Source organism: Deinococcus betulae, assembly GCF_020166395.1.
Classification (GTDB): Bacteria; Deinococcota; Deinococci; order Deinococcales; family Deinococcaceae; genus Deinococcus; species Deinococcus betulae.
Genome location: NZ_JAIQXU010000020.1, coordinates 74,491 through 99,008 on the forward strand (window position 1 = coordinate 74,491; position 24,518 = coordinate 99,008).

Here is a 24,518-nt window from a genome sequence, read left to right on the forward strand (position 1 = left end):
ATGAAGACTGCGGCCTGGTTCTCCTTCCTCCTCCTGTGCGGCTGTGCCGGAACGCCTGAAGGCCAGACCGGCACGTGCAGGCAGAGTGGTGAGCACGCGGCCCGGCCCAGCGAAGATGACGCCGAATGCGCCATCACGACGTTTTTGACCACGATGTCGACGTGGACGATGGAAGATCTGAAGGCGGCCGTACCGAACGAAACTGAGCCTGGAAAATACGAGGTCATGCTGGCCACGCTCCAGGCTCCTGGTTACCGGGCCACACCCCAAAGGAACAGCGAAGACGGAACGGTCATCGTGGTACACCGCGCACAGGCGTGGCCCCTCCTGAACGCGAGTGGGCGAGCCGCAGCAGCAGCCCGCCTAGGACCAGGAGCCACACCGGAAGCCATCACACTGGAAAAGAACCGGTACGCCAAGGCTCAGATTGAAACTGGGCAAGTCGAGTCTCTCAGTTTCATTCTGGACCACATTCCTTTTTCTTGGGAGGGACAGCAGTGGGCAGTCAAGTCCGGACCAACGCTGATCGGGTCATTGACCCAGCCCTAATTCCCTACACCACCCATTACCGTGACCTGTCACGCCCACCGAGTCGCCCGGTGGGCGATGATCATGTAGCCCTTTTCCGTGAAATTGACCGCTGGTCGGCTGTCAGCATTCGAGATGTGGCGCAGGCCTTGGGGACAGCGGAGACCCGACTGCTGATTCAAGACCACTACCTCCTGCATGCTCCTACCTTGATCGGCGGCGTCGTCACGCTGGGTCCTGCGGCGCAGCGCCATATTCACCCCGAGCAGCGGCCTTGGGTACAGAGCACCACCGAAGCCATCAACCATGTATACGTCCGCGAAGGTGTGAAAGGGCTGCTGGCGCAGGGCCACGCTTACGACCAGGCGGCCGCCCACCACCGACATTGGATGGTGTCGCCAGAGGGGCAGTCACTGCTCGTTATGGGCAAGTGTGTCGGTGGCGGCTTCAGTCCGAGGGCGATCCGGACAGTCCTCACTCAACACCGATCCTACCTACTGTCGAAAGAGGCTCGCCTGCTGGTCCTGACGCCCCAGTTCGTGCGGCTGGGCAAGGTGGCGCAGGCCGAACCACATCTGGTCACACTGGCCCGGCTCTCGGTAGATGAGGTGGCGGCGCAAACGGCCGTCACCCTTGATCCGACCACCAGTTCAAGTGCAGCACCTGAACCCCATGGGCGCCCAGACGGTCCTGGAGGCGGCGGGCCCGCACGCCGCTGGTAACCCCCCAGACCAAACCAGCGTAGTCCCGAGAGAACTGCTCCAGCTTCTGCTCAATGACCCGCGCACGGTACGACCCGGCGTCGTATTCGATGGCCACCCGGTGCTCCCCCAGCAGATACACTGCATCGGGCTTGTTCGACCGGCCGAGGGCCGCCGCGCCAGACTGCCAGTCCTGAGGCGCGGCGGCCAGCTGAAGCCGAATCTCAGCTGTGCCAGCCAGGTGCCCCACCTGCTCTGCACTCAGCCGGCGCTCCATCGACGCTTCCAAGGTAACGAAAGGGACGACAGTCCTAGAACGCACACTGCGGTAGACGGGTTGCAAGGTCGCACTGAACTGGGTGAAGTCTTTTAGGGGCTGCAACTGCGAGGGGCTCAGGTCAAAGTGGCGCTCAAGCTGCGCGCCGCTCAGCACCCGGTCGGTGCGAAGAGCGGCGCGCAGGCGGGCCAATTTGGTGAGCAGGGGGTTACCGGCCCCCATCAAAGCCTACGAACAAGATGTTCAGGGGTGCGCCGCGGTCGATGTGACCCAGAGTGACCACTGACGCCGTGCTTTCCGGCAACTTGAAACTATTGACAGCGCCGCCCAGCAGGGTCATCCAAAACGGGGGGGCTGTTTTACTCACGGTGGTCTGGCCGTTGGCGATCACCGTCGTCCCCGCCTGCAACTGAGCGTTGGCAGCCTGCTGAACTCCGGTCAAAGTCCCACGGACCGCGTCAATGGCCGCCGAGGGAGCAGATGCACGGTAGGACGGCGTCAGGCCGATGGTGCCGTCTGCCGAGACTCCAGTCGCTCGGATCCGAAGGGCCTGCCCGGTAGGGAGGGCCAGTTCGGTGAAGGTCATCTGCACCCGTTTGGTGGCGTCCAGGGTCGCCGTACCTTTCCACACAAAATTGCCCTGCGCGGCTGGGGTGGTCACGAAAAACTCGACCGTTCCGCCTTCAATCAGATCCAAGGCCACCACCATGCGCGCAGGAATCAGTTGGCCCATTTGAAACGGCGCCTCTACGCTTGGTCCAGCCGACGGCTGGGTTCCTGCAGCACTGACCTCCACTGGCGCTGCCTCCCGCGCAGGTGCAGCGGGGGCGGCGCTGAACAGAACCCGGGTGCCGCCCCGTGCCGTGACATTCGGCGCTTCCGGAGTCGAACCGTTCGCCTGCTGCTGAACTTGCCGCGCCTCTGATGGGGCAGCGGTACCCGACTGACCGAGAGATTTGAAGCCAGCACTGGCCTTCGGATCATAGATGACCTTCAAGGCTGTTCCTGTGGCCGGGCGTACCCCGGTCGCACTCGGGGCTGGGGTATTACTTGCCGGAGCTGATGCTTGAGTGGACGGTTCAGCAGCGCCGGCATTCGACGAATCAGCCGACTGCCCTGCGCCACTTGACCAGACGGACATCCGTCCAGTCTTCTGAACCGCTGGTGACGCCGAGGCCGCGTAAACGACGTTGATGCTGGGCTTTGCAGGCGCTGCCACCGCTTCACGGCCTGGCTGAGTGGTCGGCACGGCTGTTGACGGCGCCGCAACTGTGGCAGTGGACGGCTCGGCCACGTGAACGGGTACGCCGGAAGCAGCTGTCTGCCCGTAGATATCGTCCCAGTTCACGGCGGTCTGTGGTGGTGTCGATGTAGAGGACGGAGGGGTCGCCGCCGTTACGGTGACCGGCGCGACCGGATCAGGCATCCGGGCACTTGAAACGTCGTTGTAGCTGCTGTCTGGCACCGCAGCGCTGCTGGGGGGGGGCGTGTAAACGGAAGTGGGCGGGGGCGCATAGGCCGTCGAAGCAGCAGGAGGGGTGTAAGACGAGCTGGAATCATCGTAGGCCGGTGAGGAATAGGACGGTGTGTTCAAGTCAGATGCTGTAGGTGCCACAGCGGACGCCGTAGGCGCGGTGCCCTGCCCCTGTGGAGGTGGCTGGAGTGGACTGGTGGTCTGCGAAGGATACTGCGGTAGTCCAGAGGGTGCTGTCGCGGTCTGACCTGATTCTCCTGAGGGCGTCTCTGCGGTCTGGGGCATAGGTTTCGCGGCGGTCTTTGAAGCCGACTTGGGCAGAAACATCAAGGCACCCAGCCCAAGAATGGCCACGCCCGCGGCGGCTGCCCCGACCATTCGCATATCGACGACTGGCGCGCCATTCGTGGTTTTGCGGGAAAACCGTCTGGTGACACGCTCAATGAAATTCTCCCGGCCCTGAAGCGCGGCCGCCTGTTCCTGAAGCAGCACGGACGAGTGAAGTTCGGCATCGTCTACCCGGGCCAGGGAGGCCTGGATAGCCAGCTGAGGATCACGGCCTTTGAGGGCTTCGATAACCGTTGCGAAGTCCGGGCTGTTGGGATCTTCAGGAAGCTCGAGCCCGTGAGCGGCAATCTGAGGCCGGAGCGTGTTGATCTGCTCCTGGTCGTAAACGAAATGCGGCTGCGTGTCTTCTGTCATACCGGCAGCCTAGGTGCGGCCAAGTTCTGCCCACCGCTCACCCTTCTTCGGCAATAGAGCGGGAGGGTGACGCGGCGGGAACCTGAATCCTCCTACGGTCAGGGAGTTCGCCTCGGGCGCGAACGTGGAGGAAATATGTACGCACACATGGTTCGCAGTCGCTTCACCCAGTTCAGCCAGAAGTTGGGCGTCTCTCCCCTTACCCTCGTCATCTGGCTGGGCATTTTGTCTATCTTGTTGATGGTGTGTGTTGCTGGAGCAAGCAACACTGGGGGGCCCACCAACCCTTTCGACAGCACCTTTGAGTCACAGGGCAAGATCGGCTGTGGCTGGGTCGCGTCTTTCGTCAGCTCAATTCTGGTGCGGATCATCTTCTTCGGGATGGCGATCATCGGCTTCGTGATGGGTCTAGCCCGCATGCGCAACGGCTGGGCCACCTGCGCGGTGGGCATCGTGGGGGGCATTTTGTCACTGCAGGCTATTCCGCTGGGCAAGAACCTCGGCATCGTGCCCCCCCAGTGCGGGCTGTAATTCACCGTAAGTAGAGGGCGTTATGGAATATGACCGGATCTACCGCTTTGATCAGGAGCCCGAATGGCGGTTTGGCATTACCTGGCCCAAACTTGGAAAATCCGCTGGCGTCGGCACGGTGGTCTTCCTGCTGATTGGCGGCGTGGTCCAGGGCATTCCACTGCTGGCTATCCTCCTGGGGGTGGTCGTGGCGACCTATCTCGCCATTGCCACGTATGAGCGGGCCGTGCCCAAACGTTACATCCAGAACCTCTACTACTACATGACGACGCCGATGGTTTTCTCGGTCACCAACGACAGTCATCCCCTGCCACTCGCGGTGCCCAGGCACCTGGCCTCACCTCAGCGCCCCAAGGCGTTGCACCCCGCCCAGCCTTAAGTCCAACAGTGCAGCCGACCCGTTACCAGCAACGGGTCGGCTTTGTTCTTGGGGCCAACCAGAAAGCTCCTACGGTAAATCCATGTCTCTAATTGCGATGCTCCGAAGTCGGCTCGTGCCCCATCGCCCGTCCAGCTGGACTGAGAAGTCCGTCATGCTGGGCATTCATAAGAACGTGCACTTTGCCCGGAACGGTACATCCGAGATTGGCTTTGAGGTGTTCCTGCCGCCATCACTCTTGGTGGACGGTGTTCGGCGTGACGCCATCAAACACACCCTCAACGTGCTGCTCAGCCGGGCGCTCCCCGTAGGTGCACGGGGACGGTTCATTGTGGACAACGCCGATCTGGAGGAGTGGGAACTGAGGCGCTGCACCTTGGCCGTCCCCCAAGACGCCAGCGTCCTGAGCGAAGTGATCGAGGCCGACAATGCGAGCCTTACCCGCGCCCGAAAGGCCGGAGAGCTCAAGGTGCTGCGCTACTACCTTCTGGTCAAGCTCGACCGCAAGATTCCCAAGGGGCGGAGTTTATCGGAACGGGAACGAGACCTGATGACGGACTACGCCAATGCCTTTGCCAATCGTCTGGGCACGGCCTTGGACGCGGCCGGCTGGAGCCCTCTGCGCATGCAGTCCCAAGACATCGCCGACCTCATCTACAAGTACCGCAACCGGCAATTCGGGCGCATGGCAAAGCCGTTCCGGAGTGTGGTCCCCACGGGCGCCCTGGGTGCCCGCGAACTCCAAGGAAATCCCAATCATGACCTGCCGTCGCCCCGACGCCAGATGTCTGAATCTTCGGTCGACAAATCCAATCCCGGATTTCTCGTCGTCGGCAGCCACCTGGTCAATGTGGTCAGTTGGACGGAAATCGAGGACGGTGGCACCCAGAGCGGGATGCTGGAGCACCTGCTGACAGTCATGCGTGAAGTGGATTTCTTCCTCATGATCGACTTCGTGATGGTGAACCCCACCACCAAGAAAGCAGCACTGTCTTACAAGGCAGAAGGCGCCAAAAACAGCATTGAAGATGGCGGCGGATCGGCCAATCAAGCCATCAACGACGAGATGCAGGAAGCGCTCTACAACCTTACGCGTGGTCACGACAAGATGGTGCTGTTTGGCGTGGCTATGGTGATTTACGCCAAGACCATTGAGCAGCTTCACGACAGCACCCGGCGGGCGCGAACTGAAATGGGTCAGGTGGGCGGTGCCATTGCCCGCATTGGCAACGTGGAAAACATCAAACAGTACGAACTTCTGGAGCCATTCAACGGCCAGAACAACCAGTATCTGTTTGACGGACGCACCCTGAACGTCGCAGCGCTGATCCCGCAGGTTGGGTCCTGGATCGGCACAGAAGACCCCCTGGTGGTCTTTCGCAATCGTCAGGGCGGCTTGACTCCAATCAATCAAGCCGTGGGCACGAACAACTCGGGCACGTTCATCCTCGGGGGCGCAGGCAGCGGCAAATCCAACCTCAACATGACGATGCTGCTCAATGTTTGTGCACTCAAGGGCCGAGTCTATATTCTCGACCTCAAAGAGGATTACAAGACGCTGGTACAGGCCGTTGAAGGCGAAGTAATCACCATTCGACCTGGGGCCAAGCTCCCCAACGGCGATCATGTCCGCATCAACATGTTCGACTTGCCTGTTGGCGAGGTGCGGCCGTCATCCGATAAACGCAACCTGCTGATGGGCATGTTCAAAGCCATGCTGATGTCCAGTGGAGGCCTGGGACCTCTGGACTACACCATCCTCACCAGCGCCATTGAATCAGCGTATGCACTGGCCGTGGGCAGCATTCCAGGGATGGAAGAACTGACGGAGTATTACAAGCCTTTTTACCTCTCAGACTTCGTGCGCATCATGCGGAACCTGCCCACTGTGGCCGGCGTCGCACCCGACGACACCATGCAGCAGGCCATCAAAACGCTGGCCGCTCGCCTGGGGGCCTTCACCGGCAATTCGCCTCTGGGCCCTTTCATGGACGGACCGACGACCGTTCGCGTTCAGGCCGACGTCACCTGCTTTGACATCTCGGCCATGCGCGAGGAGTCCGCACGGGAACTCCGGCGAATCGGCATGATTCTGCTGGTTGACCTGATCTGGCGCAGCGGTCTAGAGAGCCCAGGGGTCATCAAGTACCCCGTCTTCGAAGAGCTGGGGGCCATGGCCGAGATCGAAGAGGCCGCCACTTTCGTGGCAAACATGTTCAAAGTCGGCCGTTCGGCTGGCTTCTGGCCAGTTGCCATAACGCAGGAAATCGGCGACCTGATGAAAGTCAAAGGCATCATCAACAACAGTGCCCTGCGCCTGATCGGCAACGTGTCTGAGGAAGAGGCCGAAGAAATTGTCAAGGCCTTGAAACTGAGCCCGGCGACACACGATGCAATCAACAGCCTGGGCGGCGGCCGCGACTTCCGAGAATACGTGGCGCTTCTGGAGTTGAGCAGCGGCGTTCTGGTGGGCGACGTGATTCAGAACCATTTGCACCCTTTCAAATACTGGCTGACAACCACCAAACAGGAAGACACCACCCGGCTGGCCGCGTACGCAGAGCGGCTCGGCGGCAACCGAGTGGCTGCGGCCAAAGCGCTGGCCGGCATCGTGGCCGCCTAAGGAGAAACCCTATGAAAACGACCCGGCTGTTTATGTTGACCGCTGCTCTGCTGGGCAGCTCCGTGCAGGCGACAGGGATTACCCCACCCACACAGATCAGCAACGCCTACGACTTTTACAAGCGGAACAAGGCCTGGCTGACCTCGCTCACTGACCTACAGTCCATCAGCGACCGCATCTTCAACGAAGACAACATGAAAAATATCGCTGGCGTGATGCTCCAGCGCCTGGCCGATCAGGGCTTCAATACCTTGGGCATCAATCCAGATGGCTTTTTAAATGACATGCAGGCCCAGATTGACGCCATCAAGGCAGAAATCAATAAGGGGCAAGCATACATCGCTTCCGGCGCGTTCATGAAACCGGGCACCAAGGATGTCGACACGTCCATCGCCTTCAACCCTACGTTGCAACAGATGAAGCGCGACAGCGCCGTGCAGCGTCTCCAGGCCGATGAACAGACCAAAGTCCAGCTTCAAAACACGGCTGACAGCGCCAAAACTGTGGAAGAGACCCTTAAAACCTCCGAAACACTTCAAGACCGTGCCAAGGACGTGGCCAGTCAATCGCTTGAGCTGGGCAACACCCTGAACGGGGTCGACAGCACCCGTGACGGCGTCCAGGTGCTGGGCCAGATCATCCTGGAAGACATGAACAATCGCGCCATGAGCGACGCGGCCCTGGCCGCTCAATTCGCCCAGCTGGCCCGCAGCATGGACATCACGAACCAGACCATGGGCGCCGTGGTCAGCGACATCATCGCCAAGAAAAAAGGTGAGGCTCAGGCCCGGCAGCAGATCGTCGAGGAGCAGGTAGCGCAGTCGGTGGCCCGCGCTGACCAGACGGCCCAGACCATCGAGTCCACCGGGGTCACCATCAGCAATCTGACAGCGCCTACGACACCAAGTTCCACCTCTGTTGGTGACCTTCTGCGGGGCAACTGATGTCCCGCAGGACAGCGGCGATCCTGGGCCTGCTGCTGGCCATGTGGGCAGGTCAGGCCCATGCAGTCAATGCCACGCCCGGCCTCTCTCTGGATCTCAGTGACTACATTCAGAATCCGGGCGACTGGCTCAGATTGATTGCAGCAGACATCGGGAAATATCACATCTACGGCTCCCTGGCCCTGTTTGGCCAGTACCTAATCGGCGGCTTGGGCCTATACACGATCTTCTTCAAAGGCATCCTGCGCAGCAACTGGGGTGTTGTGGGCATGACCATGATTCGGACCCTGATCGTGCTCGCCCTCATGAGCAGTACCCGCGCTGGCAATGGCCCCGTATGGGCCGCCATCGATCTGTCTTCAAGCGGTTGGGTGGCGATCTACGACAAGGCCTCAGGCCTCGCAAACCCTCTCATTAAAAATGCGATTGAACCTGGAACAGCTGCCATGGCGGAGGCGGCCCACAAGTACCTGATGGCCGCCGGTGCCGCATCTGGTATTGCGGAAGTCATCACCACCGCCCAGTGGCACAATCCCGGCAACCCCCTCGACGACGCGACGGTGCAGAGCCTCGTCACAGCCGAAATGCAGGCCCGCAAAACCTCTCCGGTGGATCAGGCCAGTTGGATCGTGCAACTGGGCTATCTGCTGATTCTGGGCTTCTTCTCCCTTTACGTGGCGATCATCATGGGGTCGGCGCTGACCCTGGTGCTGACCGGGTTCACGCTGGTGCTGGCCGTGGTGGCCTGGGGCATCAGCGACGGCAAGATGCTGAAGTGGACCCTGATGGCCGTACTTGGAACGTGGCTGACCGCCCTCCTGACGCCCTTTGTCATGGTCTTGGCCGCCAAAACGACGGTGCAATTCCCCCAACACGTGCTGACACGTCAGGTCGAAAACCACACGGCGCAGTTGGAAGCTCTGGCCTACCAGTACCGCGACGCCATGGTGCAGTGCATGTCGAATGTCACAGGCACCGGCAACGAGCTGGGGGTTCCGAAATGGCTGGGCGGTGACTACACCTGTAGCGGCATCAAGGCTTTCTTCCTGCAGATCAATTCCGGGTTGCAGAGCTTCTTCAATATGATTCGGGGCTTCATCATCTTCGTGATTTCCCTGATCATCGGCCAGGCGATGGGCGCCATGTTCTTGCGGCGTGTACCGGCGTATTTCGCCACGGCACTCAGTACGGGCATCGACTCAGCGGTCTCCGGCATTCAGGCCGTTGGGGCCGCTGCGGTGGCCCGCGCCATCGGCGGTCCAGCATCGGCAGCGTCCAGACCCGCAATGGCCCTGGCAGCGTCTGGCGGCCGCGGGCTGGTGGGCGCGGCGACTGCGGGCGAGCGCGCCGCGACCGCAGCAGGCGCGGCAGGCCGTAAAGCTTACGGCACTGCCCGTCTGGCCAACGCCATGAGCAACTCGGTGGACAATGCGCCGGGCCGCACGGCCGCTGGCTCCTACTCTGACGCGGCGGCGCGCCTCCACCCCAGCAACGGCCGCCAGACTGGCCCAAAGGCCGCCTACACGGGCAACCAGGGCACGCACGGCGATACCAGGGGCACCACTGCCGCTGTCGGCGCCAAAGCAGGGCAAACCGGCCGGAAGAAATAACCCCAGCGCAGAGAGGCGGGTGGCCTGTAACCAGGGCCCGCCTCCTTGCTTTGAAAGGAGAGGGAGATGCTACAAAAGCGCCACAACGTCGAGAACGTGCTGCTCAAAAACCTGCCAGCGTGGCTGGTCGCCTGCATGATTGCCTGCGTGCTGCTGTTTCTCGGCGGCTTGATCTACAGCTGCGCAGAACTGGTCCGCGCCATGGCAGAAATCGGGAAACAATTGGTGGAGCTGGGCTGGGGACGCACCTACAATGTCACCCACCCCCTCCTGGTATTTGGCGCTTGCCTGGGCGACGGCACCTGCGCGCCGGGCGCCAATAAAGCCCTTGAACGGGCCATTCCCTATGTCCCTTTTCTCGCCAGCGTCATGCCTCTGGCCCTGGCGGCTGGCCTCTTCGGACGTTACGCCACCAACCCCAACGTGAAGATGCCCGGACAGCAGCGCTGGGCCGTGGCCGAAGACGCCAAGATCAAGCTCTACACCGAGGGGGATCAGGAGCGCCCGGAAAACCGGCGCAGTGGCTACATGGGCTATTTCATGGCGCCTGCAGGCCCCGAAAAATTTGACCTTTCCAAGCTGAAAATGATGATGCCGCCGGTTGAAGACCGGTGCACCAACACCATCATCATTTCGGGGGTTGGCGGCGGGAAGACTTCAGGCCTGTTTATTCCTCAGCTGATGACAGACGCGATCCAGGGCAACAGCGTCATCCTGTTCGACCTGAAATACCCGAACAAGCGCGGTTTCTACAACATGATCGCGTTCTGGCACCGGCTGGGGCGCAATATTCAGCTGTTCACCCCATTCAGCGAAGACACGCTCCATATGCCCCTCCTAGACGCGGTGGTGGACCGGAAAACAGCGCTGGAAGTGGCCGAGAGTCTGATCACACCGCCAGAGCACCAAAACGAGGTTGGGGCGCACTACAAGAACGTGGCGCGCGACACGCTGGCGTCCATCATGCTTGCGGTGGCCAATCACCCTGTGCCGTCCAAACGGACCTTCCGCGAAGTGCTGCGCGTGGCCCAGTCCACCAAAACCGAGCTCGAGCACTGGTACAAGCAAGAGAGCGCCAACAACCCAGAAATCAAAGAGGCCATGAAGGGGCTGTTTGACCGGAGTGCGGCTGCCAACGCGGACATGCTCCGCAGTCTGGTGGCTGACTTGAAAATCTTCTTTGACCCCATCTTGGAACGGGCCACCACAAGCAGCGCAGGACGAAATCTCAACCTGCATCAGGTGTTCCGGGAACCCACGCTTCTGTATATCGGGATCGAGCAGGAGCACATTGAAAACGGGTCCGGCGAGGCCCTGATCAAGTTGATCAAGCGCCTGATTGACCGCATAGGGCAGCAGGAGGCGGCGCGGGTGGGCGGCGTACTCCCTATCCATGTCGAATACCTCTTCGACGAGTTTGCATCGTTCGGAAAGATTGGCAACATGCTCCGTTCGACCGGCACAAACCGTGAGCGCAACATCGGTATGACCTTGGGGGTACAGAACAGCAGCCAGGGCCGCCTGGTCTATGGGGAACTCTTGTATGCCGCCATGACCGACAACGTCATGGGCCACACCATCCTGCTTCCCTACGGCATCACCGGGAAAGACGCCATTTACTGGTCGGAGCTTCTAGGGACCACCACCCGCGTAGTCCCGACGGAAGGCGTGACCCGTGACGCCCTGATGCCCAACCCGTTCAACGCCCGGCGGACCCAGGGGGTCAAAGTCGAGAAGCAGGCGTTTTTGCCGCCAGAAGAGTTCGCCACATACACCAAAAACGAGGGCGTTCTGATCATGATGGGGTGCCCGCCAGTCCGCATTAAATTGCCGCGTTACGACGCATTGGAGGTGGTCAAAGGCGGGCGCTGGGGCCGCAAGTCCGTGCCCAACCGCATCGCGCAGGTGTACCGCAACGTGATGGGAGACACTGCACCAGGCGTCCTCACCGATCAGCTTCTGGCCGACCCGACCTTCCGGCTCAAAGGGCGCGCCATGACATCAGAAACGCTACCCGATACACCAGAGGCCATGCTGCACGCCTGGGCCGATGCCGCCTTGGAGCAAGGGGCCAAGGTGCGTCTGGTTCGCGCGTCCACACCCCATAAGGTGTACATAGAAATCGCCTCATTCTCCAGCCCTTTAGCCGAAGACCAAGTGACTTTCCTAGTCGATCAGAGCAAATGGCTGGCTCGGGGGGCTGCAGGCACAGAGTTGCGTATTACAGACACTGGTCAGGCCCTCCTGGGCGAAGCAAAGATGCAGCGGTTCTTGGATTCGGAAGTCGTGGGCCCGATTGTCCGCTGGATGCGCCAGCGGGCTCAGAATATTGAGCACCACCCTGTTCGTGAATCACTTCCAGATGATCAGCGGCAAGAGGCTATGGCCTACTACGAATTTGAAACTCTGGCCATGCCGTCGACCGATCTGCGCGAGCTCTTGGGCGTAGTGCCTGAATTACCCACCCGCAGGGTAGGAACCCGGAACCTTGTGGTGGTACCCCTGAACGATCCTGCGCGCCTGCGAGAAGCCGTGGAAAAAGCCCGAGAGAAGGCGGCGCAACAGAATGCCGGCGAAGCCACCGGATGGGGCAAAACCCGCGAAGTAGCGGCAGCACAACTGCCTCTGCCCAAGCACCGCGTCCTCAACATCAGCAAGGGCAGTGGCAAGAGTCCGAAGGGGAGCAAGCCCAAAAGCAGGGGCGCTACTCTTCTGCAAGAAGCCGCGCACCGTCAGCAGCAGGAGGCCGACGATATCGCCCTGACGGCCGCGCTAGACCAGGCTGCGCCCGTTCCGCCACCAGTCAGCAAGAAGCGGAACAACACTCCTGCAGCACCCTTGACCCTGTTTCTGCCGCTGCCTCAGCTTCAAGCTGAAACACAACCCTTGGTGCCTGAAGCGCCAGCCACTGCGCCGCAAGCCCCTGTCTCCATTCAATCTCTGGAAACCTCCGAAGAGGCAGGAACCGTCAAACGCAGAAGGTCAGGGCCTGCGCCGAAAGGCGACAAACCGAAAGCAGCCAGAAGTCAAAAAAAGGCCTCGAAACCCGCCGACCAAACCACATCTCCCCTACTGTCCAACGAGGGGCCGAGCAGTGAGGCAGTCACCCCTGACCAGGAAGCGGCCGACGCCTTCGATGTGTTCAAAACCCACCGCCTGAGGAGTGAAGAATGAAGCGATTTGGTGTTGTCCTGACCTTGCTGCTGAGTCCTACCGCCAGCGCCCAAACCTCTATGCAGGTTCCCGTTTTGCAGGCTGCCACATTAATTGAACGGGCGCAAAATTCCCTGCTGATCTACGCCCCGACGATGCAGAACAGCGATGTCACTTCGGCATACCGGAAAGCCTTGGTGCGCCAAGTGGCGACCGTCATCATTACGACCCCACAAGCCGTCCAGAAGGGTGGACGGAATGAGCGGGTGGTGCAGGTGGCCTTTGCCGGGTACGACACCCAGGTGGCAAAGTTGTACGCACCTAAGATCACCAATGCAGCTGAGAGTGTGCCCTTTGTCGTAGTGGACGAAGCCTTCGCTCTTGTTGGCACGAACCTGACACAGGTTCCCCTTCCAGGCGACCCGGTCAGCGTCAGCCTGGTTCGTGATCCCAAGGTGGTGGCTTCGCTGGCTCAGTGGGTCAAGAGCAACGCGCGGGCCAACCCGCCTGTAGACCTCCAGCAGTGGCTGGCGCAGCGCTTGAAACGCCCATGAAGGCGCCTGGGCGGAACCAGGAACCGCCTACGGTGAAAGCGAGGTGATGCAATGAAACGAAGATTTTATCTGGCAGACGTCTTCTGCGCCCTATGCGTGGTCCTTGCCTTTCTGGCCGCTTTTTCAGGTGGAGCGCTGGGGGTCCTGATCGGGATGGTGGTGCTGGGCACAGGATTGGGTCTAAGTGTCGCTCACCGCATCTTGGTCGGGGTGCGGCTCCTGAATATGCCGGCACCGCATATGTCGGCTTTGTCTGGAGACCCCTCCTTGCGTACAGCACGCTCACCCCGAACTGTGCTGACCTCGGATGACCACGGGTAAGGTTCCCGTACGCCTGAGCAGGGCACTGGTCGCGCTCCTGACCAGTGCCCTGTGCGCGTCTGCGTCGGCCTGTGGTGTGGTTCCAGAAACGCTGCACCGCATGACCGTTTTCCAGGCCAGGGCCTTTGGCCTGGATCCGGATTTACTGGTCAGCCTGATCTGGGTCGAGAGCCAGTACTGCGCCCGCGCAGTGAGCGAAGACGGCGCACTCGGGTTAGGCCAGCTGATGCCCGCGACCGCCCAGGAAATGGGGGTGCAGGAGCCCTTCGACCCCAATCAGAATCTCTACGGCGCCGCGCGCTATCTCCGCCTCCAGTGGGACACCTTTCACGACTGGAATTTGGCCCTCGCTGCCTACAACGCAGGACCTGGCCGCGTTCGTCAAGCTGGTGGAGTTCCACCCATTCCCGAAACTCAGACCTACGTCGCCAAGGTGCTAGGCACCTACACCGCACTCAAACGAACCCCACTGCGGTTCTGATTTACCGAGGCCATTTATGACAGTGCTTGACCTGACCACACCGCGCGAATATCAGATGATTCTCGACGCCTTGCCTGATGAACTTAAGCCCTACCTTCAGGGCCGAATGCACTTGGTGGATGACATAGCGCTTGATGTGGGACAACACTTTGCCGTCCTGATGGACGACTTGAGCGTGACCTTTGACCGGGTGATTACGGCACCAGATATCGAGCTGGTGCTGAACAACGTGGGGCGCCCAAGAGCCGATGGACGGCAGGGGATCGGTGGTACCCTGCACCGGTTCAGTGCGGCTACCAACGCAGGGGGCGAGTACACCTCTATTTCCATCCGTGTAGGCCGGTATCTCATGGGTATGCTGGAGCCGCTGCGGCCTGTCATCAGGCAGGCCAGAGGTGTAGCTATTGTCGGTGAGCCGTTCAAGGGTAAGACGGCCACCCTCCGTGACCTGATGCGTCTGCGAGCTGAACTTCAAGGCAAGCGGCTTTCTGTGGTGGATACCAGCGACGAATTGCTGGGGCCAGATGTCAAACCTCACCCCTGCGTGGGCGCTGCTAAGCGGGTGTCAGTCGGTGACCCGGCGCGGCAGAAATCCATGATCGCTTACGCGCTCCAAAACAACAGCCCACGGGAATTGTTGACGGATGAGATCGGGCCTCGCGACGATGTGCCACTGGTGGTGGAATATGCGAACAAAGGCGTGTTCATGAATGCAACTCTCCACGCCCGGGACGCTGGCCAGGCGTTCGCTAACCTCACCTACCGTCCTCTCTGGGGCCTTGATGCCCAGCGGCAACAAACTGGTCTGCCCATTTTCAGCATGATCATTGAAGTGGTGGACAAAGGGGTCTACAACGTCATTGAAAACGTGCCAAAAGCGGTCACATCATGGCTGGAAGGGGAACCCATTGAGCACTACTGTGTCGACACGCGTACGCCTCAAATTACCCCCAGATCGGCCTAATCTTGCCAGCCACAGAGCCGCCCGTCCTGGGCGGTTTTGTCATGGTTTGAGAGACCAGCATTCAGCGGAATAGCGCAGCACGTTGCGTGATTTAAGCGAAGTGTTCGCACAGCAACCCGACTCATCTCTATCTCATTTTAAGCGAATGCGGCTAGAGGCGGGGATGCGAGGCCAGAATGCGAGTTTTACATTTAAGCGCTAATCCTAGAACTCAAGAGATACATGGACTGCACCGACACCGCGCCTGTGCATGCCCTCTTCACTCCACTTTCCATTTCACTTCGCCAATCAGTTGACTTTATAAAGCTTTATCTCTCATGGCTTGCTCATCGCCAGACGATCCTGAGCGCTCGACCATTGGGAAGAACCACGTCCAACGTACTGTCAGGCCATGAAGATTGACGGCAAAGACTATGTGCGGCTGAGTGAAGTGCTGCAACCAGTGAAGAGTGACGCTGGACGGGTCAAGCGCCTGCTCTCGGCCTACGACGAGGCATACCGGAGCAAGGTGTTCGAAGCAGTGTATCTGCGGGACGCACTGCCCAGCGCACAGGGCGGGCGCCGTGACGAGCTGATTGAAGTGACGCCTGGCTTCACCCTGTGGCGCAGCAGGGCCGTCGCCGTGGTCAACGACGAGGGGCCGCATTCAGAGTTGGCCGCTTCTGTCGATGAGTTGACATCCGGCGCGGTCAGATTCGAGCAACTGTGTAAGGCAAGGCGGGCTGGTGGTCACGCTGCCCGCACCACTGGAAGGTCCCCCCGAAGCCGAAAATCGAAAGGGGAGCCTAGCGCTCCGGAAGTGTAAGCAGCGCGCCGGCCTCACCAGAGGTCGGCGCCCTCCATTCAGGGTCGCGCGCTCCGCGCGCGGAGTAGGACTATGCGGAAACAGTTCGAAGTGCAGTACGCCACAGGACGCTCCATCACAGTTCATGACCCCCTGGCCCTGGCAGGCGCGGTGTTTCGGCAAGCGCCCGAGCGGGTGCTGGTGTACTGCGGCTCCACTGGCGAGGTGCTGGAAGAATTGGACGGTCGCCTGCGCTGTGTGTGGTCGGCGCAGCAAGCCCCTGCCCTTGAAGTTGTAGCCAGTCTCTTGAACGGCGTGGCCCTCTTGTCGCCCAGCGCCGACGTTCAGCTGACTTGGGCCGAAGGGGTCACGCTGCTCATGCTGCTCTCGGTCCCAGACAGCGGCCGCCGCGACCGCTTGGCCCAGGGCACGCTGGAAGTGGCGACCAGCGACCAATGTGTCACCCTCACGCTCCACGGCGGCCGCGACACCCTCTTCCTCAGCGCACCTGAAGTGCGGGCGATAACGCGCGCGCTCCGCACCGTCCTTCAGGACTCGGCGACTGGCGCAGCGCTGCTTCAGTCCGCACAGACCCCCCTGGGCTCCTGGGAATACAAGTTGCCCTCGCCCTTTGCCCGGCGCAGTGCGCCGGCGAACAGCTCGGTCGGCGCCGGGCACTACGTGCGGCCGGAACGCAACCGTGGCCGGGTCGGGCGGCGGTGAAGCCAGCAGAGGTCGGACGCGTACCGCGTCCAAGGGCGGAGAGAGGGTGGGCAGCAGCTCACCCCAGGAGGTCATCATGGTGGGACTGAATCGAGTGACATTGGCCGGGCGGTTGACACAGGACGTTGAGATTCACGAGACCCCAGGCGGCCTGACGATCTTGCGGGGCACCATTCACGGGCAGGAGGATCTCTTCACGGAGGCCGGGCCGCGCACCGTGGAGTGGTACCACCGGTTCGAGTTGGCCGGTGGCGCCGCCAAATACGCGGCTCAACGCGCCTGCGGTGCGGGGACAGCCGTGATGCTGGACGGCATGCTCGACTATCAGGAGTGGCCGACGGCAGAGGGCATCCGGCGGGCGCTCCGGGTCAAGGGCCTTCAGCTCTCGGTCCTAGACGTCACGCCGGACGGCCCGTTCGGTATGAACCAGGTCATGGTGGCCGGTCACCTGGGCCGCAACGCGCAGATGCGGGGGCAGGGTGAGCCGGTGACGGAACTCCGACTCGGCGTGTCTGACCGGTTCACCAACAGGCAGGGGCAGGCCCAGTCGCAGACGCACTGGGTCAATGTCACCTTGTGGCGGCAACTGGCCCGCCGCTTCCAGCACCTGCAGAAGGGAGCAGGCGTGGTCGTCACCGGCAAGCTGGTCAACGCCAGTTGGGAGGGAAGTAGCGGTCAGCGTCAGACCGAAACCAAGGTGGAGGCGCAGCGGGTGATGCCCCTGGCGGCCAACCGACAAAACGCCGTGGCCTCGAGCGAAGGCAACCTCGCTCGCGTGTCGTGAAGCGGCGCTGGACAATGACACCAGGGGCAGCGCTCCACCAGGTGTCTTCAGGACTGGAGGTCACGTGACGACAGCGAAAGTGTTCCACTCCGAGCAGCCCGGAGCCGTATGGCCCGCAGGGTTCCGGCAGGTGGCAGAAATTGAGGCGTGTCTCGATGCTGACATGGCATTTCGCCTGACGCAGCACGGCGCACTTGGCCTGCGCCATTGGGCAGAGCAGCCTGGGGTGCACTGCCTGGTCTCTAAGGAACAGGTGCGCAGCACCCGCACTGGCGATGTGGTGGTGCTGGGTGACCAGGCCCTGCAGTGTCTCAGCTTCACGGAAGGCTGGGCAGTTCTGGGCTGAGAGCGCGTCAAGGGGTCCTCCGCGCAGAAAGTCGCGCACAAGGTGCGCTTCAGGTGGGCATGATTCACGACGAGCCCGAGCAGGTTATCGCTGCCTTTCGCGGCACGGACTTTCGCCTCACGCATTCCAACCCCAACTTCCACGAAACGCATTACCGCATCGTCGGCCGCCCCAACACCATGGTGGCGGCCGTCGACGTGCGGTTCAACACACTGGCCGAAGTGCGTGACCTGGTATGGGAGAGTCCGGCACACGCCCTCATGCCGGGTGTCCTGCACTACGCCACCCAGCACCGGGTGTTCAACGGCGGTGTGCTAGGGGGATACGCCGCCGTGCAGACCTACTTCCGGCGCAAATGGTGGGGCATCCGCCGCCTCAATGTACTGGCCCTCTGCCGAGAACTGGACATCGCACCGGACCAGCGCAGCGCCTGGCTTGAAGGTGCACGCGCCTATATCGCGCTGTTCTGGCAGACCTGCGAACACCGAAGCGCGTCGGCCGCGGACTGACGGCAGAGGGCGCGGCGGACGGGGCCGCCGCAGGGGCCGCGCGAGGAGGTGAAGATATGTGGACGTGGCTTAACTGGATGCCCTTCTGGTCGCCGCCCTCCGAGCTGAACATCGGCTCGGAATGGCAGATGCTCTAAGCGCCCGAGGCCTACAACAGTGGGCCTCTCTTTTTTTGAGGTGCGCATGCGCGGAATGTTGAAGTTTTATCGGTTCCTCCTGGCACTGCTGCTGTGCAGCGGCCTGGGCCTGATCGGTCTGGCAGTGTGGCAACTCCATGCGGGGCCGGCCAATGTCGAGTTGATGCTAGGCAAATTCGCAGGCGGCATGGCCCTGGTGCATGTTTGGGCGCTGGGCGTGCCGGTCGTGAAGCGGTTCGAAGGTCGCGCCGTCCCGGCGCAGAGGTAGTGCAGGAGGCGTAGATGCAACCACTGTTTGTCCAGTCCGGCGAGCGGCACCTCTGCACGGTGCCGCTCGCCGACATTGAGCCCCCGCCGCTGCGGGGCACGCGGAACCCCATCGGGCCGAGTGTCAAAGAATTCGGCATCCTCACGCCACTGGAACTCTACGCGGCTCCTCCTGACTGCGCCTTCCGGTACCGCGTCTCCGCGGGGACACGCCGCTTCCATACGGCGGTGGCCGCTGGCTTGGAGACAGTACCTGCTTTCGTCAGCACCGATGCCCAGACCGCGGCCGACATCACCGGCATCGAGAACCTCGGCCGCTCCAACAATCCAGTTGCAGAAGCCCTGGCGCTGCGGGAGAAGCTGGCCCAGGGCTATGACCTGAAGGCGGTGGCGCGGCTATGGGGCGCGCCGCAAGGCACCTTGAAGAAACGGGCGAAGCTCTTGGAGTTGCCAGACTGGGTGCTCCTGGCGGTGGGCGAGCAGGTGGCGGTCAGTGTGGTGGAGGCTCTGGCGGCTATGCGAGAGCCCTACCGGACCGAGGCCGTCGAAGCGTTGCAGCGGAAGCTGGCCGACCCCAGCGCCCAGTTCACGGCTGATGATCTGAAAGCCACCCGCGTCGCCGAGGAACAGGACTTGAGTGCACTCCTCGGCACGGCGCTGCTGGACGCGCCGGCCCCGTTGGTCCAGGTGAATGCCGCCGCCGATCTGGCTGCCCGCGTCCAGGCCATGGCCCGCAACGAGGGCGTTGCACTTGAAGACTTGCTGCTGGCGCTGCGCCCCAGCCCCCCAGTGCCAGAACCGGAAGGGGTGAAAACTCCTCTCCCGAGCACCCTCACTGTAGGCGGGCCGCCGTCACGCATTCGGATGAACCGCCCAGGCGCGGCGTAGGGGCCAGGAAGGGGCCTGGGCGCGTCTGGCCCCTCCCTGCCCGCCGGGCACCATTCTTCCGCCTCTTCCTGACCCGCACAGGCGGCGCCAGTGACCGCACCGGAGCTCTGCATGACCGGACCTTCCCAACTTCCAGTAGAAGCGCACGTAGACCTGCTCAGCGGCCCGCTGGCGACCCTACTGGCGACTGTGGCCGCGCTGCCCATCTCTGCCCGTCCAGGGCTGACCCTGACTCTGCACGGGGCGTGCCTGAGCTGGCAGCAGACGCCGACCCACAGATCGCCGTGGGTGATGATGACCTACCTCAATGCGGACGAGGCCGTCAGCGCGGTGCTCGCAGCCCGGCCACCAGAGGTCTGCGCCACGTGGTCACACCGGTTTGAACCTCCGGGGCTCGCCGCGCTGCGCCGCGCTTCAGCTCTCCGCCAGCTGCTCGGGCCCTGGGCGGCGGTTGAACTGCGAGGCGACCTGGCGTACCACCGTCTCATCCGTGGCCCCTGTTCCGTCCACAGAACCCTCTTGCCCACACTGAGGTTGGACCGGGCACCACGAGGCCCAGTCGCCGCCCTTCACTGGTGCGACTGATCTCGGCCAGGGTCGCGCGCCCAGCGCGCTCGTGAAGCGCCGGAGGGCGACATGAACGGACAGGCTCAAGGCGGACGGCGGCTGTGTGGCCAGGGACGAATTCTCGGAGGCTGGTACCTGGAGTGCGCGGTGAGCCGCAGCGGCACGCACCCACTGGATCACTTTCTGGTGGACTTCCCCACCCTGGTGCCGGCGAATCTCCATATCAGTCCCCTGGGCGTGACCCTCTGGACAGATGCCCAGAACGTCACGCATGTGATCGACGTGGTCGGTGAGCAGCACTATCCCTTTGTGCCGGATTTCTGGGAAGAAGCGCGGCGCATGGGCTTTTCCCGGAAGGTCTCGCCGACTCTTCAGGTGGGCAAACTCAGTGCAGCCAGCCGGTTCCTCTTCATCCATGCCAAGGCCCTGATCGCCAATCCAGAGGACTTAGCACCTTACCTGGACGGCACCCACCTGTGTCCCACCCACAAAGGGCACGCCCACGACACCAGCTGCACTGGGCTTCATTGGCAGGTCACACCTGGTGCGGGGACAGACGGCCGCACCCGGTTCCTGGCGGAGGGCGAATACACCCTCCGCGGACAATTGCGGGCCGGGGCACCTGCCCCCCGGTATGCCCGCGCCATCTTTGCCTCGGTGCCCATCACCGGTATCAGCCATGTGGTCGGCCAGTCGGGCCTTCAGGGCGCCCACCAGGGACAGTTTGCGGCGGCGCAGCACAGTGGCCTCCCGGTCTACGCGGTGCCGGTATGACGCTGACCTCCATGGCGGCGCTGCGCCTCACCGCAAGCACGCTTCGGCAGGAGGGCGCCCGGCCAGACAGCCAGCGGCTCAGCGCCTTTGTGCAGGAACTCAGTGCGTTCTTCCACAACGCGCCGCTGGACGAGCTGGCCGCCGCCGCCTGGCCAGCGGTCGGTGATTCGGTGGCCTCCTTGGGCGAGGTCCTGCAGCACACGCCCGAGCCCGAGGCCCAGCAGCGCGCTCTCCGAACCGAAGCGCGGCAACGGATCTTGCACGAGCTTCTTCCGCTCCCCTGACCGGGAGTGCGCCTTCACAGGAGGCGCGCCCAGTGGGCGCGGCGTCACCGCATGCCCTTACACACTGACGCGGCCACTGCACCACCAACCTCATCCCCACAAGCCGCGCGGTCCTGCCGCAGCTGTGGCGGGGCGCAGGACTACTCCTTTGACCTGTGTGAGGTCTGTGCCGAGCAGGCGTACGAGGCCGAAACCTGGCGCCTGCTGGACGAGTATCAGGCGCAGCTGGACAGACGGAGCGAACCGTGACGGTGGATGGTCTCACCCGATTTGACCGCGCGTTTGACGCGGCCGCGGCCGTCTGTGTCGCTGTCAGGGTGCCGCTTGCCAGGGAAGGCGTTTGGCTCGAGGCCCTGCGCGCCAGTGGACTCTCCGCCGAGCAGTCGGAAGCTGACGACACACACCTGACCTGTTACGTCCGGCCCAACATCGCATCCCACCTCATGACGGCGCTGCTGTTCCTGGGCACCCACCACGGCACTGTAACTCTCCCGAACACCGAGCGGGGCCAGCAAATTGCCGCTTGGTTGCCCCGCTCTCAGTTGAGTCGCCAGGCCGTCAGCCAGATCCTGTCGCCCTCACCCCATGGCCAGAGAAGTCGCGCCTGACGGCGCGGCCTGAAGGCAACAGGAGGATGTTATGTCTGAATCAGCGCTGTCCGTCTCCACTGCACCCGCTTTCGTCCTGGTCACCCCGCACACCACCTACCTCGCCCACTGCGCCACCGAGGGCCTGGCCGAACGCGCCGCCGCGGTGCTCAACACGCACTACGGGCCCGGCAGCGTTTTGGTGCAACCCGCAACAGGCCAGGAGCGTGACGCTCAGGGCTGCGCGCTGGAGCTGCTCTCCCGTGACCAGGACACGGAGCTGGTGGTGGCCGCCCAGGCCACGCTGGACGTCCACGCGGCCGTCTTCGTGCGCAACGTTCATACCTTGCGCGGCCTGGTCTGGGACGGCCTTCGATTGATTCAGGGCATTCCCGTCGCCTCTACCCTGTGTGCTGAGAAAACACTGGCCCTGATGGAGCAGTACTTGCCCTTCTGACCCCAGAGTCGCCCCTGACGGGGCAGGGGACGGCCATGATGTATCTGGCCGCCACGTCCAGCAGTCTGCACGGGGCTCACCCCCGGATTCACGTCATGACCGGGCCACGCACGGGCGGCCTGCGCCCACTGGGAGAAGGCCGCCTCTGGGCCTCGGATAACGATGCCTACAGCGGCCGCTTCTGCCCTGAGCGCTTTGGGCGTCACCTGCAGCGGCTGCTGCCCCATGCCCAGCGGTGCCTGTTTGTCGCGGCCCCCGACTTTCCGGGTGACCCGGACAGCACCCTGGCCTGCTGGCGGGCCTGCATGCCCCACCTGGCCCTTGAGTTCCCATATCCCTTTGCGTTCGTGGCCCAGACCGGCTGCGTGCCCGAGGATATTCCAGGCGACGCAGGCGCCCTGTTTCTGGCAGGCCACGACGCCTGGCGAGAAGGCCAGGCTGGCGCCGACTTGATCCAGCACGCCCGCGAGGCGCTGGGGCTCCACGTTCACATCGGGCGGGTCAACAGCGCCTCGCGACTGCGCCACTTTGCTGGTCTCGGGGCGCACAGTGCAGACGGCACGTACTTGAGCTACCAGGGCGTCACGCGCGGCCTGGCCGTCATTGGCCGGTGGCTCGATCAGACGCCAGGCGTCGCCCCCTGACGGGGGCACCCGGGCAGGCGGAGGAACTTCATGACCAATTTCTGGGGTGCCGTGACCCGTATCGCCTACAGCCACACCAAATCGCAGGCCGTCTGGCCCTCGCTCGCGCATCAGGCCCCGATTCCAGACGCGTGCCACTCCAGGTTGAAAGACACGGACCAGCCCAGTGTGGTCGGCTTGGGCGTGGTTGTGGGCATCTGTGCCCTGCTGCGGGGCGAGGTGTTCCTCAGCCAGGCTGCCGATGAGGTCACCGTCTGCTACATGTCAACGGCAGCGTCGTCGGCCACCAGGCGCCGGATGCGCGCACACCTGGCGCGGCCCTCCGGCCTGCACCTGCAAGGTGGCGTCGGGCGCACCGGCCCTTTCGTGCTGGCCGTGGCCACCGCGGTGCTGGCCCAGCCCCCGGCCCTCCAGGAGATCACTGAACGCTGGTGGGCCCTGATCGGCGAACTGACGCGCGTGCGCGGCGCTCGCACCACTGCCGAGCCGAGCTTCAGCGCCGCCGACCTGCGGCACGCCAGCAACGATCCTCAGGCCACACAGGCCTTGATGGCCCTGGTGGACAGCGTTTACTACGGCCTGAAGGCCGTCTATATGGCGGGCGATCTCACGCACGAGGACAGCGAGCCCCCTGCACCCATCACCGAGGAGCCACTCGGCCGCCTGACGGTGCTCGGCGTCCCTGCGCCGTCTGGTGGGCGCACCCTGGTGCCGGGGAACACCATCACTGAGCAGCTGCAACGGGCCGCGCGCCGGGGTGGCCGCGTGCTGCTGGTGGGGCCGACTGGCACCTTCAAGACGGAGACGGCCAAAGCCACCGCCGTGGCGCTGGCGCGGCCCATGTTCGTGGTCAAAGGCAGTCCGGACATGGAGGACCGCGACTTTCTGGGGGGCTACCAGATGCTCGACGGCGCGCCGCAGTGGGTCGACGGTCCCTTCACCCAGGCCTTCGTCCGTGCCCAGCAGGAAGGGGTGGTGCTTCTGTTCGACGAGCTGCTCCGAACCGACCCGATCAACCTTTCCAGCGCCGTGGGCTACTTGGATCATGTCAGCGCCCAGGAAGCCGCCCTGATGGGCGTCTCCGGACTGCCGGACGGGCGGTACTACGTGCTGCGCCTCAAAAACGGTGAGCTGGTCTGGGCCCCTGTCGTCAACGTCCTCCTGATCGCCACCACCAACCTCGGGGACGGCTACCTGCAGGCCGGCCAAGGCATTGATTCGGCGCTGTTGGGACGCTTCTCCCGCATCATCGATATGGAGTACGCCGAAGCCGACGTGGCCCTGGCCCTGTACGGGCGGTTGTTCGGAGACGCCGCGCTGGTGGCCAGTGCCTACGCGGTCGAACTGGACACGCGGGAAAACCATGTCAGCCGCTCAGGCCTGCTGGAGCGCGAGGCCAACCCGCGTGTGGTGATCAGCTGGCTCGAACTCGTGCAGGCCCTGATGGAAGATGGGTGGCCCCGGCACGAGGCCTTCCGTCTCGCCGCCGAATCCACCCTGATGCCGTTTTGCGTGGCCCGCGATC

General features: G+C 62.9%; 28 protein-coding genes. 26 read left to right on the plus strand and 2 right to left on the minus strand.

From position 1 onward, the window contains the following. Positions 1–549 (plus strand): hypothetical protein, encoded by a 549-nt coding sequence (locus tag K7W42_RS15155; protein ID WP_198170636.1) that lies wholly within the window; start codon positions 1–3, stop codon positions 547–549. Further along, positions 498–1,250, plus strand: a complete 753-nt coding sequence (locus K7W42_RS15160) for a hypothetical protein (protein WP_157459608.1) — start codon at positions 498–500, stop codon at positions 1,248–1,250. Before K7W42_RS15155 ends, K7W42_RS15160 begins: the two co-directional genes overlap by 52 nt. On the opposite strand, the gene K7W42_RS15165 is transcribed toward K7W42_RS15160, so the two are convergent. After that, a complete protein-coding gene (locus K7W42_RS15165; protein WP_157459607.1) occupies positions 1,156–1,728 on the minus strand; it encodes a replication-relaxation family protein in 573 nt (190 codons plus the stop codon). The two genes, K7W42_RS15160 and K7W42_RS15165, sit on opposite strands and share 95 nt — an antisense overlap. Next, the gene (locus K7W42_RS15170; RefSeq protein WP_157459606.1) at positions 1,715–2,239 is read right to left on the minus strand and encodes a hypothetical protein; all 525 of its coding nucleotides are present in this window, start codon (positions 2,237–2,239) and stop codon (positions 1,715–1,717) included. Before K7W42_RS15170 ends, K7W42_RS15165 begins: the two co-directional genes overlap by 14 nt. Before the next feature lie 1,578 nt (positions 2,240–3,817). Between K7W42_RS15170 and K7W42_RS15175 the strand changes: the two genes are divergently transcribed. From K7W42_RS15175 to K7W42_RS15290, 24 genes are all read left to right on the plus strand, one after another. Then, entirely contained in the window at positions 3,818–4,213 is a 396-nt protein-coding gene (locus K7W42_RS15175) for a hypothetical protein (protein WP_157459605.1), read from the plus strand. A 22-nt stretch (positions 4,214–4,235) separates the two neighbouring features. Further along, positions 4,236–4,592, plus strand: coding sequence for a hypothetical protein (locus K7W42_RS15180; protein WP_157459604.1), 357 nt, complete (start codon positions 4,236–4,238; stop codon positions 4,590–4,592). Between the two features lie 154 nt (positions 4,593–4,746). Continuing rightward, positions 4,747–7,215, plus strand: coding sequence for a VirB4 family type IV secretion system protein (locus tag K7W42_RS15185; RefSeq protein WP_198170634.1), 2,469 nt, complete (start codon positions 4,747–4,749; stop codon positions 7,213–7,215). Positions 7,216–7,226: 11 nt separating this feature from the next. Beyond that, complete coding sequence (locus tag K7W42_RS15190; protein ID WP_157459602.1) at positions 7,227–8,159, plus strand: hypothetical protein; 933 nt, start codon at positions 7,227–7,229, stop codon at positions 8,157–8,159. Positions 8,160–8,200: 41 nt separating this feature from the next. Beyond that, positions 8,201–9,769, plus strand: coding sequence for a hypothetical protein (locus K7W42_RS15195; RefSeq protein ID WP_224575687.1), 1,569 nt, complete (start codon positions 8,201–8,203; stop codon positions 9,767–9,769). Positions 9,770–9,835: 66 nt separating this feature from the next. Next, the gene (locus K7W42_RS15200) at positions 9,836–12,943 is read left to right on the plus strand and encodes a type IV secretory system conjugative DNA transfer family protein (RefSeq protein ID WP_157459600.1); all 3,108 of its coding nucleotides are present in this window, start codon (positions 9,836–9,838) and stop codon (positions 12,941–12,943) included. Continuing rightward, the gene (locus K7W42_RS15205) at positions 12,940–13,476 is read left to right on the plus strand and encodes a phospholipase D-like domain-containing protein (RefSeq protein WP_157459599.1); all 537 of its coding nucleotides are present in this window, start codon (positions 12,940–12,942) and stop codon (positions 13,474–13,476) included. The genes K7W42_RS15200 and K7W42_RS15205 overlap by 4 nt, the downstream gene beginning before the upstream one ends. A 421-nt stretch (positions 13,477–13,897) precedes the next feature. Continuing rightward, positions 13,898–14,278, plus strand: a complete 381-nt coding sequence (locus K7W42_RS15210; RefSeq protein ID WP_198170632.1) for a lytic transglycosylase domain-containing protein — start codon at positions 13,898–13,900, stop codon at positions 14,276–14,278. A 16-nt stretch (positions 14,279–14,294) separates the two neighbouring features. Next, the gene (locus K7W42_RS15215) at positions 14,295–15,242 is read left to right on the plus strand and encodes an AAA family ATPase (protein ID WP_157459597.1); all 948 of its coding nucleotides are present in this window, start codon (positions 14,295–14,297) and stop codon (positions 15,240–15,242) included. Between the two features lie 391 nt (positions 15,243–15,633). Then, entirely contained in the window at positions 15,634–16,047 is a 414-nt protein-coding gene (locus K7W42_RS15220; protein WP_157459596.1) for a hypothetical protein, read from the plus strand. Between the two features lie 72 nt (positions 16,048–16,119). After that, the gene (locus K7W42_RS15225; protein ID WP_157459595.1) at positions 16,120–16,749 is read left to right on the plus strand and encodes a hypothetical protein; all 630 of its coding nucleotides are present in this window, start codon (positions 16,120–16,122) and stop codon (positions 16,747–16,749) included. Between the two features lie 76 nt (positions 16,750–16,825). Further along, positions 16,826–17,533, plus strand: coding sequence for a single-stranded DNA-binding protein (ssb, locus tag K7W42_RS15230; RefSeq protein WP_157459594.1), 708 nt, complete (start codon positions 16,826–16,828; stop codon positions 17,531–17,533). Between the two features lie 163 nt (positions 17,534–17,696). Next, positions 17,697–17,879 (plus strand): hypothetical protein, encoded by a 183-nt coding sequence (locus tag K7W42_RS15235; RefSeq protein ID WP_157459593.1) that lies wholly within the window; start codon positions 17,697–17,699, stop codon positions 17,877–17,879. 59 nt (positions 17,880–17,938) lie between these two features. Next, a complete protein-coding gene (locus K7W42_RS15240; RefSeq protein ID WP_157459592.1) occupies positions 17,939–18,388 on the plus strand; it encodes a hypothetical protein in 450 nt (149 codons plus the stop codon). Positions 18,389–18,571: 183 nt separating this feature from the next. After that, complete coding sequence (locus K7W42_RS15245; RefSeq protein WP_157459591.1) at positions 18,572–18,793, plus strand: hypothetical protein; 222 nt, start codon at positions 18,572–18,574, stop codon at positions 18,791–18,793. A 14-nt stretch (positions 18,794–18,807) separates the two neighbouring features. After that, positions 18,808–19,680: a ParB/RepB/Spo0J family partition protein gene (locus K7W42_RS15250; RefSeq protein WP_157459590.1), complete on the plus strand. Its 873-nt coding sequence runs from the start codon at positions 18,808–18,810 to the stop codon at positions 19,678–19,680. A 111-nt stretch (positions 19,681–19,791) separates the two neighbouring features. After that, complete coding sequence (locus tag K7W42_RS15255; RefSeq protein WP_224575688.1) at positions 19,792–20,265, plus strand: hypothetical protein; 474 nt, start codon at positions 19,792–19,794, stop codon at positions 20,263–20,265. Between the two features lie 51 nt (positions 20,266–20,316). Further along, entirely contained in the window at positions 20,317–21,021 is a 705-nt protein-coding gene (locus K7W42_RS15260; RefSeq protein ID WP_157459589.1) for a hypothetical protein, read from the plus strand. Beyond that, a complete protein-coding gene (locus K7W42_RS15265) occupies positions 21,018–21,305 on the plus strand; it encodes a hypothetical protein (RefSeq protein ID WP_157459588.1) in 288 nt (95 codons plus the stop codon). The genes K7W42_RS15260 and K7W42_RS15265 overlap by 4 nt, the downstream gene beginning before the upstream one ends. A 51-nt stretch (positions 21,306–21,356) precedes the next feature. After that, positions 21,357–21,554 carry a hypothetical protein gene (locus tag K7W42_RS15270; RefSeq protein WP_157459587.1) on the plus strand — a complete coding sequence of 66 codons (198 nt, stop codon included), beginning with the start codon at positions 21,357–21,359 and terminating at the stop codon, positions 21,552–21,554. After that, positions 21,551–21,913: a hypothetical protein gene (locus K7W42_RS15275; protein WP_157459586.1), complete on the plus strand. Its 363-nt coding sequence runs from the start codon at positions 21,551–21,553 to the stop codon at positions 21,911–21,913. Before K7W42_RS15270 ends, K7W42_RS15275 begins: the two co-directional genes overlap by 4 nt. Positions 21,914–21,944: 31 nt before the next feature. After that, entirely contained in the window at positions 21,945–22,349 is a 405-nt protein-coding gene (locus K7W42_RS15280) for a hypothetical protein (protein WP_157459585.1), read from the plus strand. 35 nt (positions 22,350–22,384) lie between these two features. After that, entirely contained in the window at positions 22,385–22,993 is a 609-nt protein-coding gene (locus tag K7W42_RS15285) for a hypothetical protein (RefSeq protein ID WP_157459584.1), read from the plus strand. Positions 22,994–23,023: 30 nt separating this feature from the next. After that, the coding region (locus K7W42_RS15290; protein ID WP_224575689.1) for an AAA family ATPase at positions 23,024–24,518 on the plus strand (1,495 nt) is incomplete at its 3' end.

Coding starts and splice junctions, on each gene's coding strand:
- K7W42_RS15215 (WP_157459597.1), top strand. CDS start 14,295: ATGACAGTGCTTGACCTGACCACACCGCGCGAATATCAGATGATTCTC.
- K7W42_RS15190 (WP_157459602.1), top strand. CDS start 7,227: ATGAAAACGACCCGGCTGTTTATGTTGACCGCTGCTCTGCTGGGCAGC.
- K7W42_RS15250 (WP_157459590.1), top strand. CDS start 18,808: ATGCAACCACTGTTTGTCCAGTCCGGCGAGCGGCACCTCTGCACGGTG.
- K7W42_RS15195 (WP_224575687.1), top strand. CDS start 8,201: ATGTGGGCAGGTCAGGCCCATGCAGTCAATGCCACGCCCGGCCTCTCT.
- K7W42_RS15265 (WP_157459588.1), top strand. CDS start 21,018: ATGACGCTGACCTCCATGGCGGCGCTGCGCCTCACCGCAAGCACGCTT.
- K7W42_RS15225 (WP_157459595.1), top strand. CDS start 16,120: ATGCGGAAACAGTTCGAAGTGCAGTACGCCACAGGACGCTCCATCACA.
- K7W42_RS15240 (WP_157459592.1), top strand. CDS start 17,939: ATGATTCACGACGAGCCCGAGCAGGTTATCGCTGCCTTTCGCGGCACG.
- K7W42_RS15255 (WP_224575688.1), top strand. CDS start 19,792: ATGACCGGACCTTCCCAACTTCCAGTAGAAGCGCACGTAGACCTGCTC.
- K7W42_RS15210 (WP_198170632.1), top strand. CDS start 13,898: ATGACCGTTTTCCAGGCCAGGGCCTTTGGCCTGGATCCGGATTTACTG.
- K7W42_RS15170 (WP_157459606.1), bottom strand. CDS start 2,239: ATGGGCCAACTGATTCCTGCGCGCATGGTGGTGGCCTTGGATCTGATT.
- K7W42_RS15185 (WP_198170634.1), top strand. CDS start 4,747: ATGCTGGGCATTCATAAGAACGTGCACTTTGCCCGGAACGGTACATCC.
- K7W42_RS15175 (WP_157459605.1), top strand. CDS start 3,818: ATGTACGCACACATGGTTCGCAGTCGCTTCACCCAGTTCAGCCAGAAG.
- K7W42_RS15205 (WP_157459599.1), top strand. CDS start 12,940: ATGAAGCGATTTGGTGTTGTCCTGACCTTGCTGCTGAGTCCTACCGCC.
- K7W42_RS15285 (WP_157459584.1), top strand. CDS start 22,385: ATGATGTATCTGGCCGCCACGTCCAGCAGTCTGCACGGGGCTCACCCC.
- K7W42_RS15280 (WP_157459585.1), top strand. CDS start 21,945: ATGTCTGAATCAGCGCTGTCCGTCTCCACTGCACCCGCTTTCGTCCTG.
- K7W42_RS15180 (WP_157459604.1), top strand. CDS start 4,236: ATGGAATATGACCGGATCTACCGCTTTGATCAGGAGCCCGAATGGCGG.
- K7W42_RS15155 (WP_198170636.1), top strand. CDS start 1: ATGAAGACTGCGGCCTGGTTCTCCTTCCTCCTCCTGTGCGGCTGTGCC.
- K7W42_RS15245 (WP_157459591.1), top strand. CDS start 18,572: ATGCGCGGAATGTTGAAGTTTTATCGGTTCCTCCTGGCACTGCTGCTG.
- K7W42_RS15200 (WP_157459600.1), top strand. CDS start 9,836: ATGCTACAAAAGCGCCACAACGTCGAGAACGTGCTGCTCAAAAACCTG.
- K7W42_RS15260 (WP_157459589.1), top strand. CDS start 20,317: ATGAACGGACAGGCTCAAGGCGGACGGCGGCTGTGTGGCCAGGGACGA.
- K7W42_RS15270 (WP_157459587.1), top strand. CDS start 21,357: ATGCCCTTACACACTGACGCGGCCACTGCACCACCAACCTCATCCCCA.
- ssb (WP_157459594.1), top strand. CDS start 16,826: ATGGTGGGACTGAATCGAGTGACATTGGCCGGGCGGTTGACACAGGAC.
- K7W42_RS15220 (WP_157459596.1), top strand. CDS start 15,634: ATGAAGATTGACGGCAAAGACTATGTGCGGCTGAGTGAAGTGCTGCAA.
- K7W42_RS15235 (WP_157459593.1), top strand. CDS start 17,697: ATGGCATTTCGCCTGACGCAGCACGGCGCACTTGGCCTGCGCCATTGG.
- K7W42_RS15165 (WP_157459607.1), bottom strand. CDS start 1,728: ATGGGGGCCGGTAACCCCCTGCTCACCAAATTGGCCCGCCTGCGCGCC.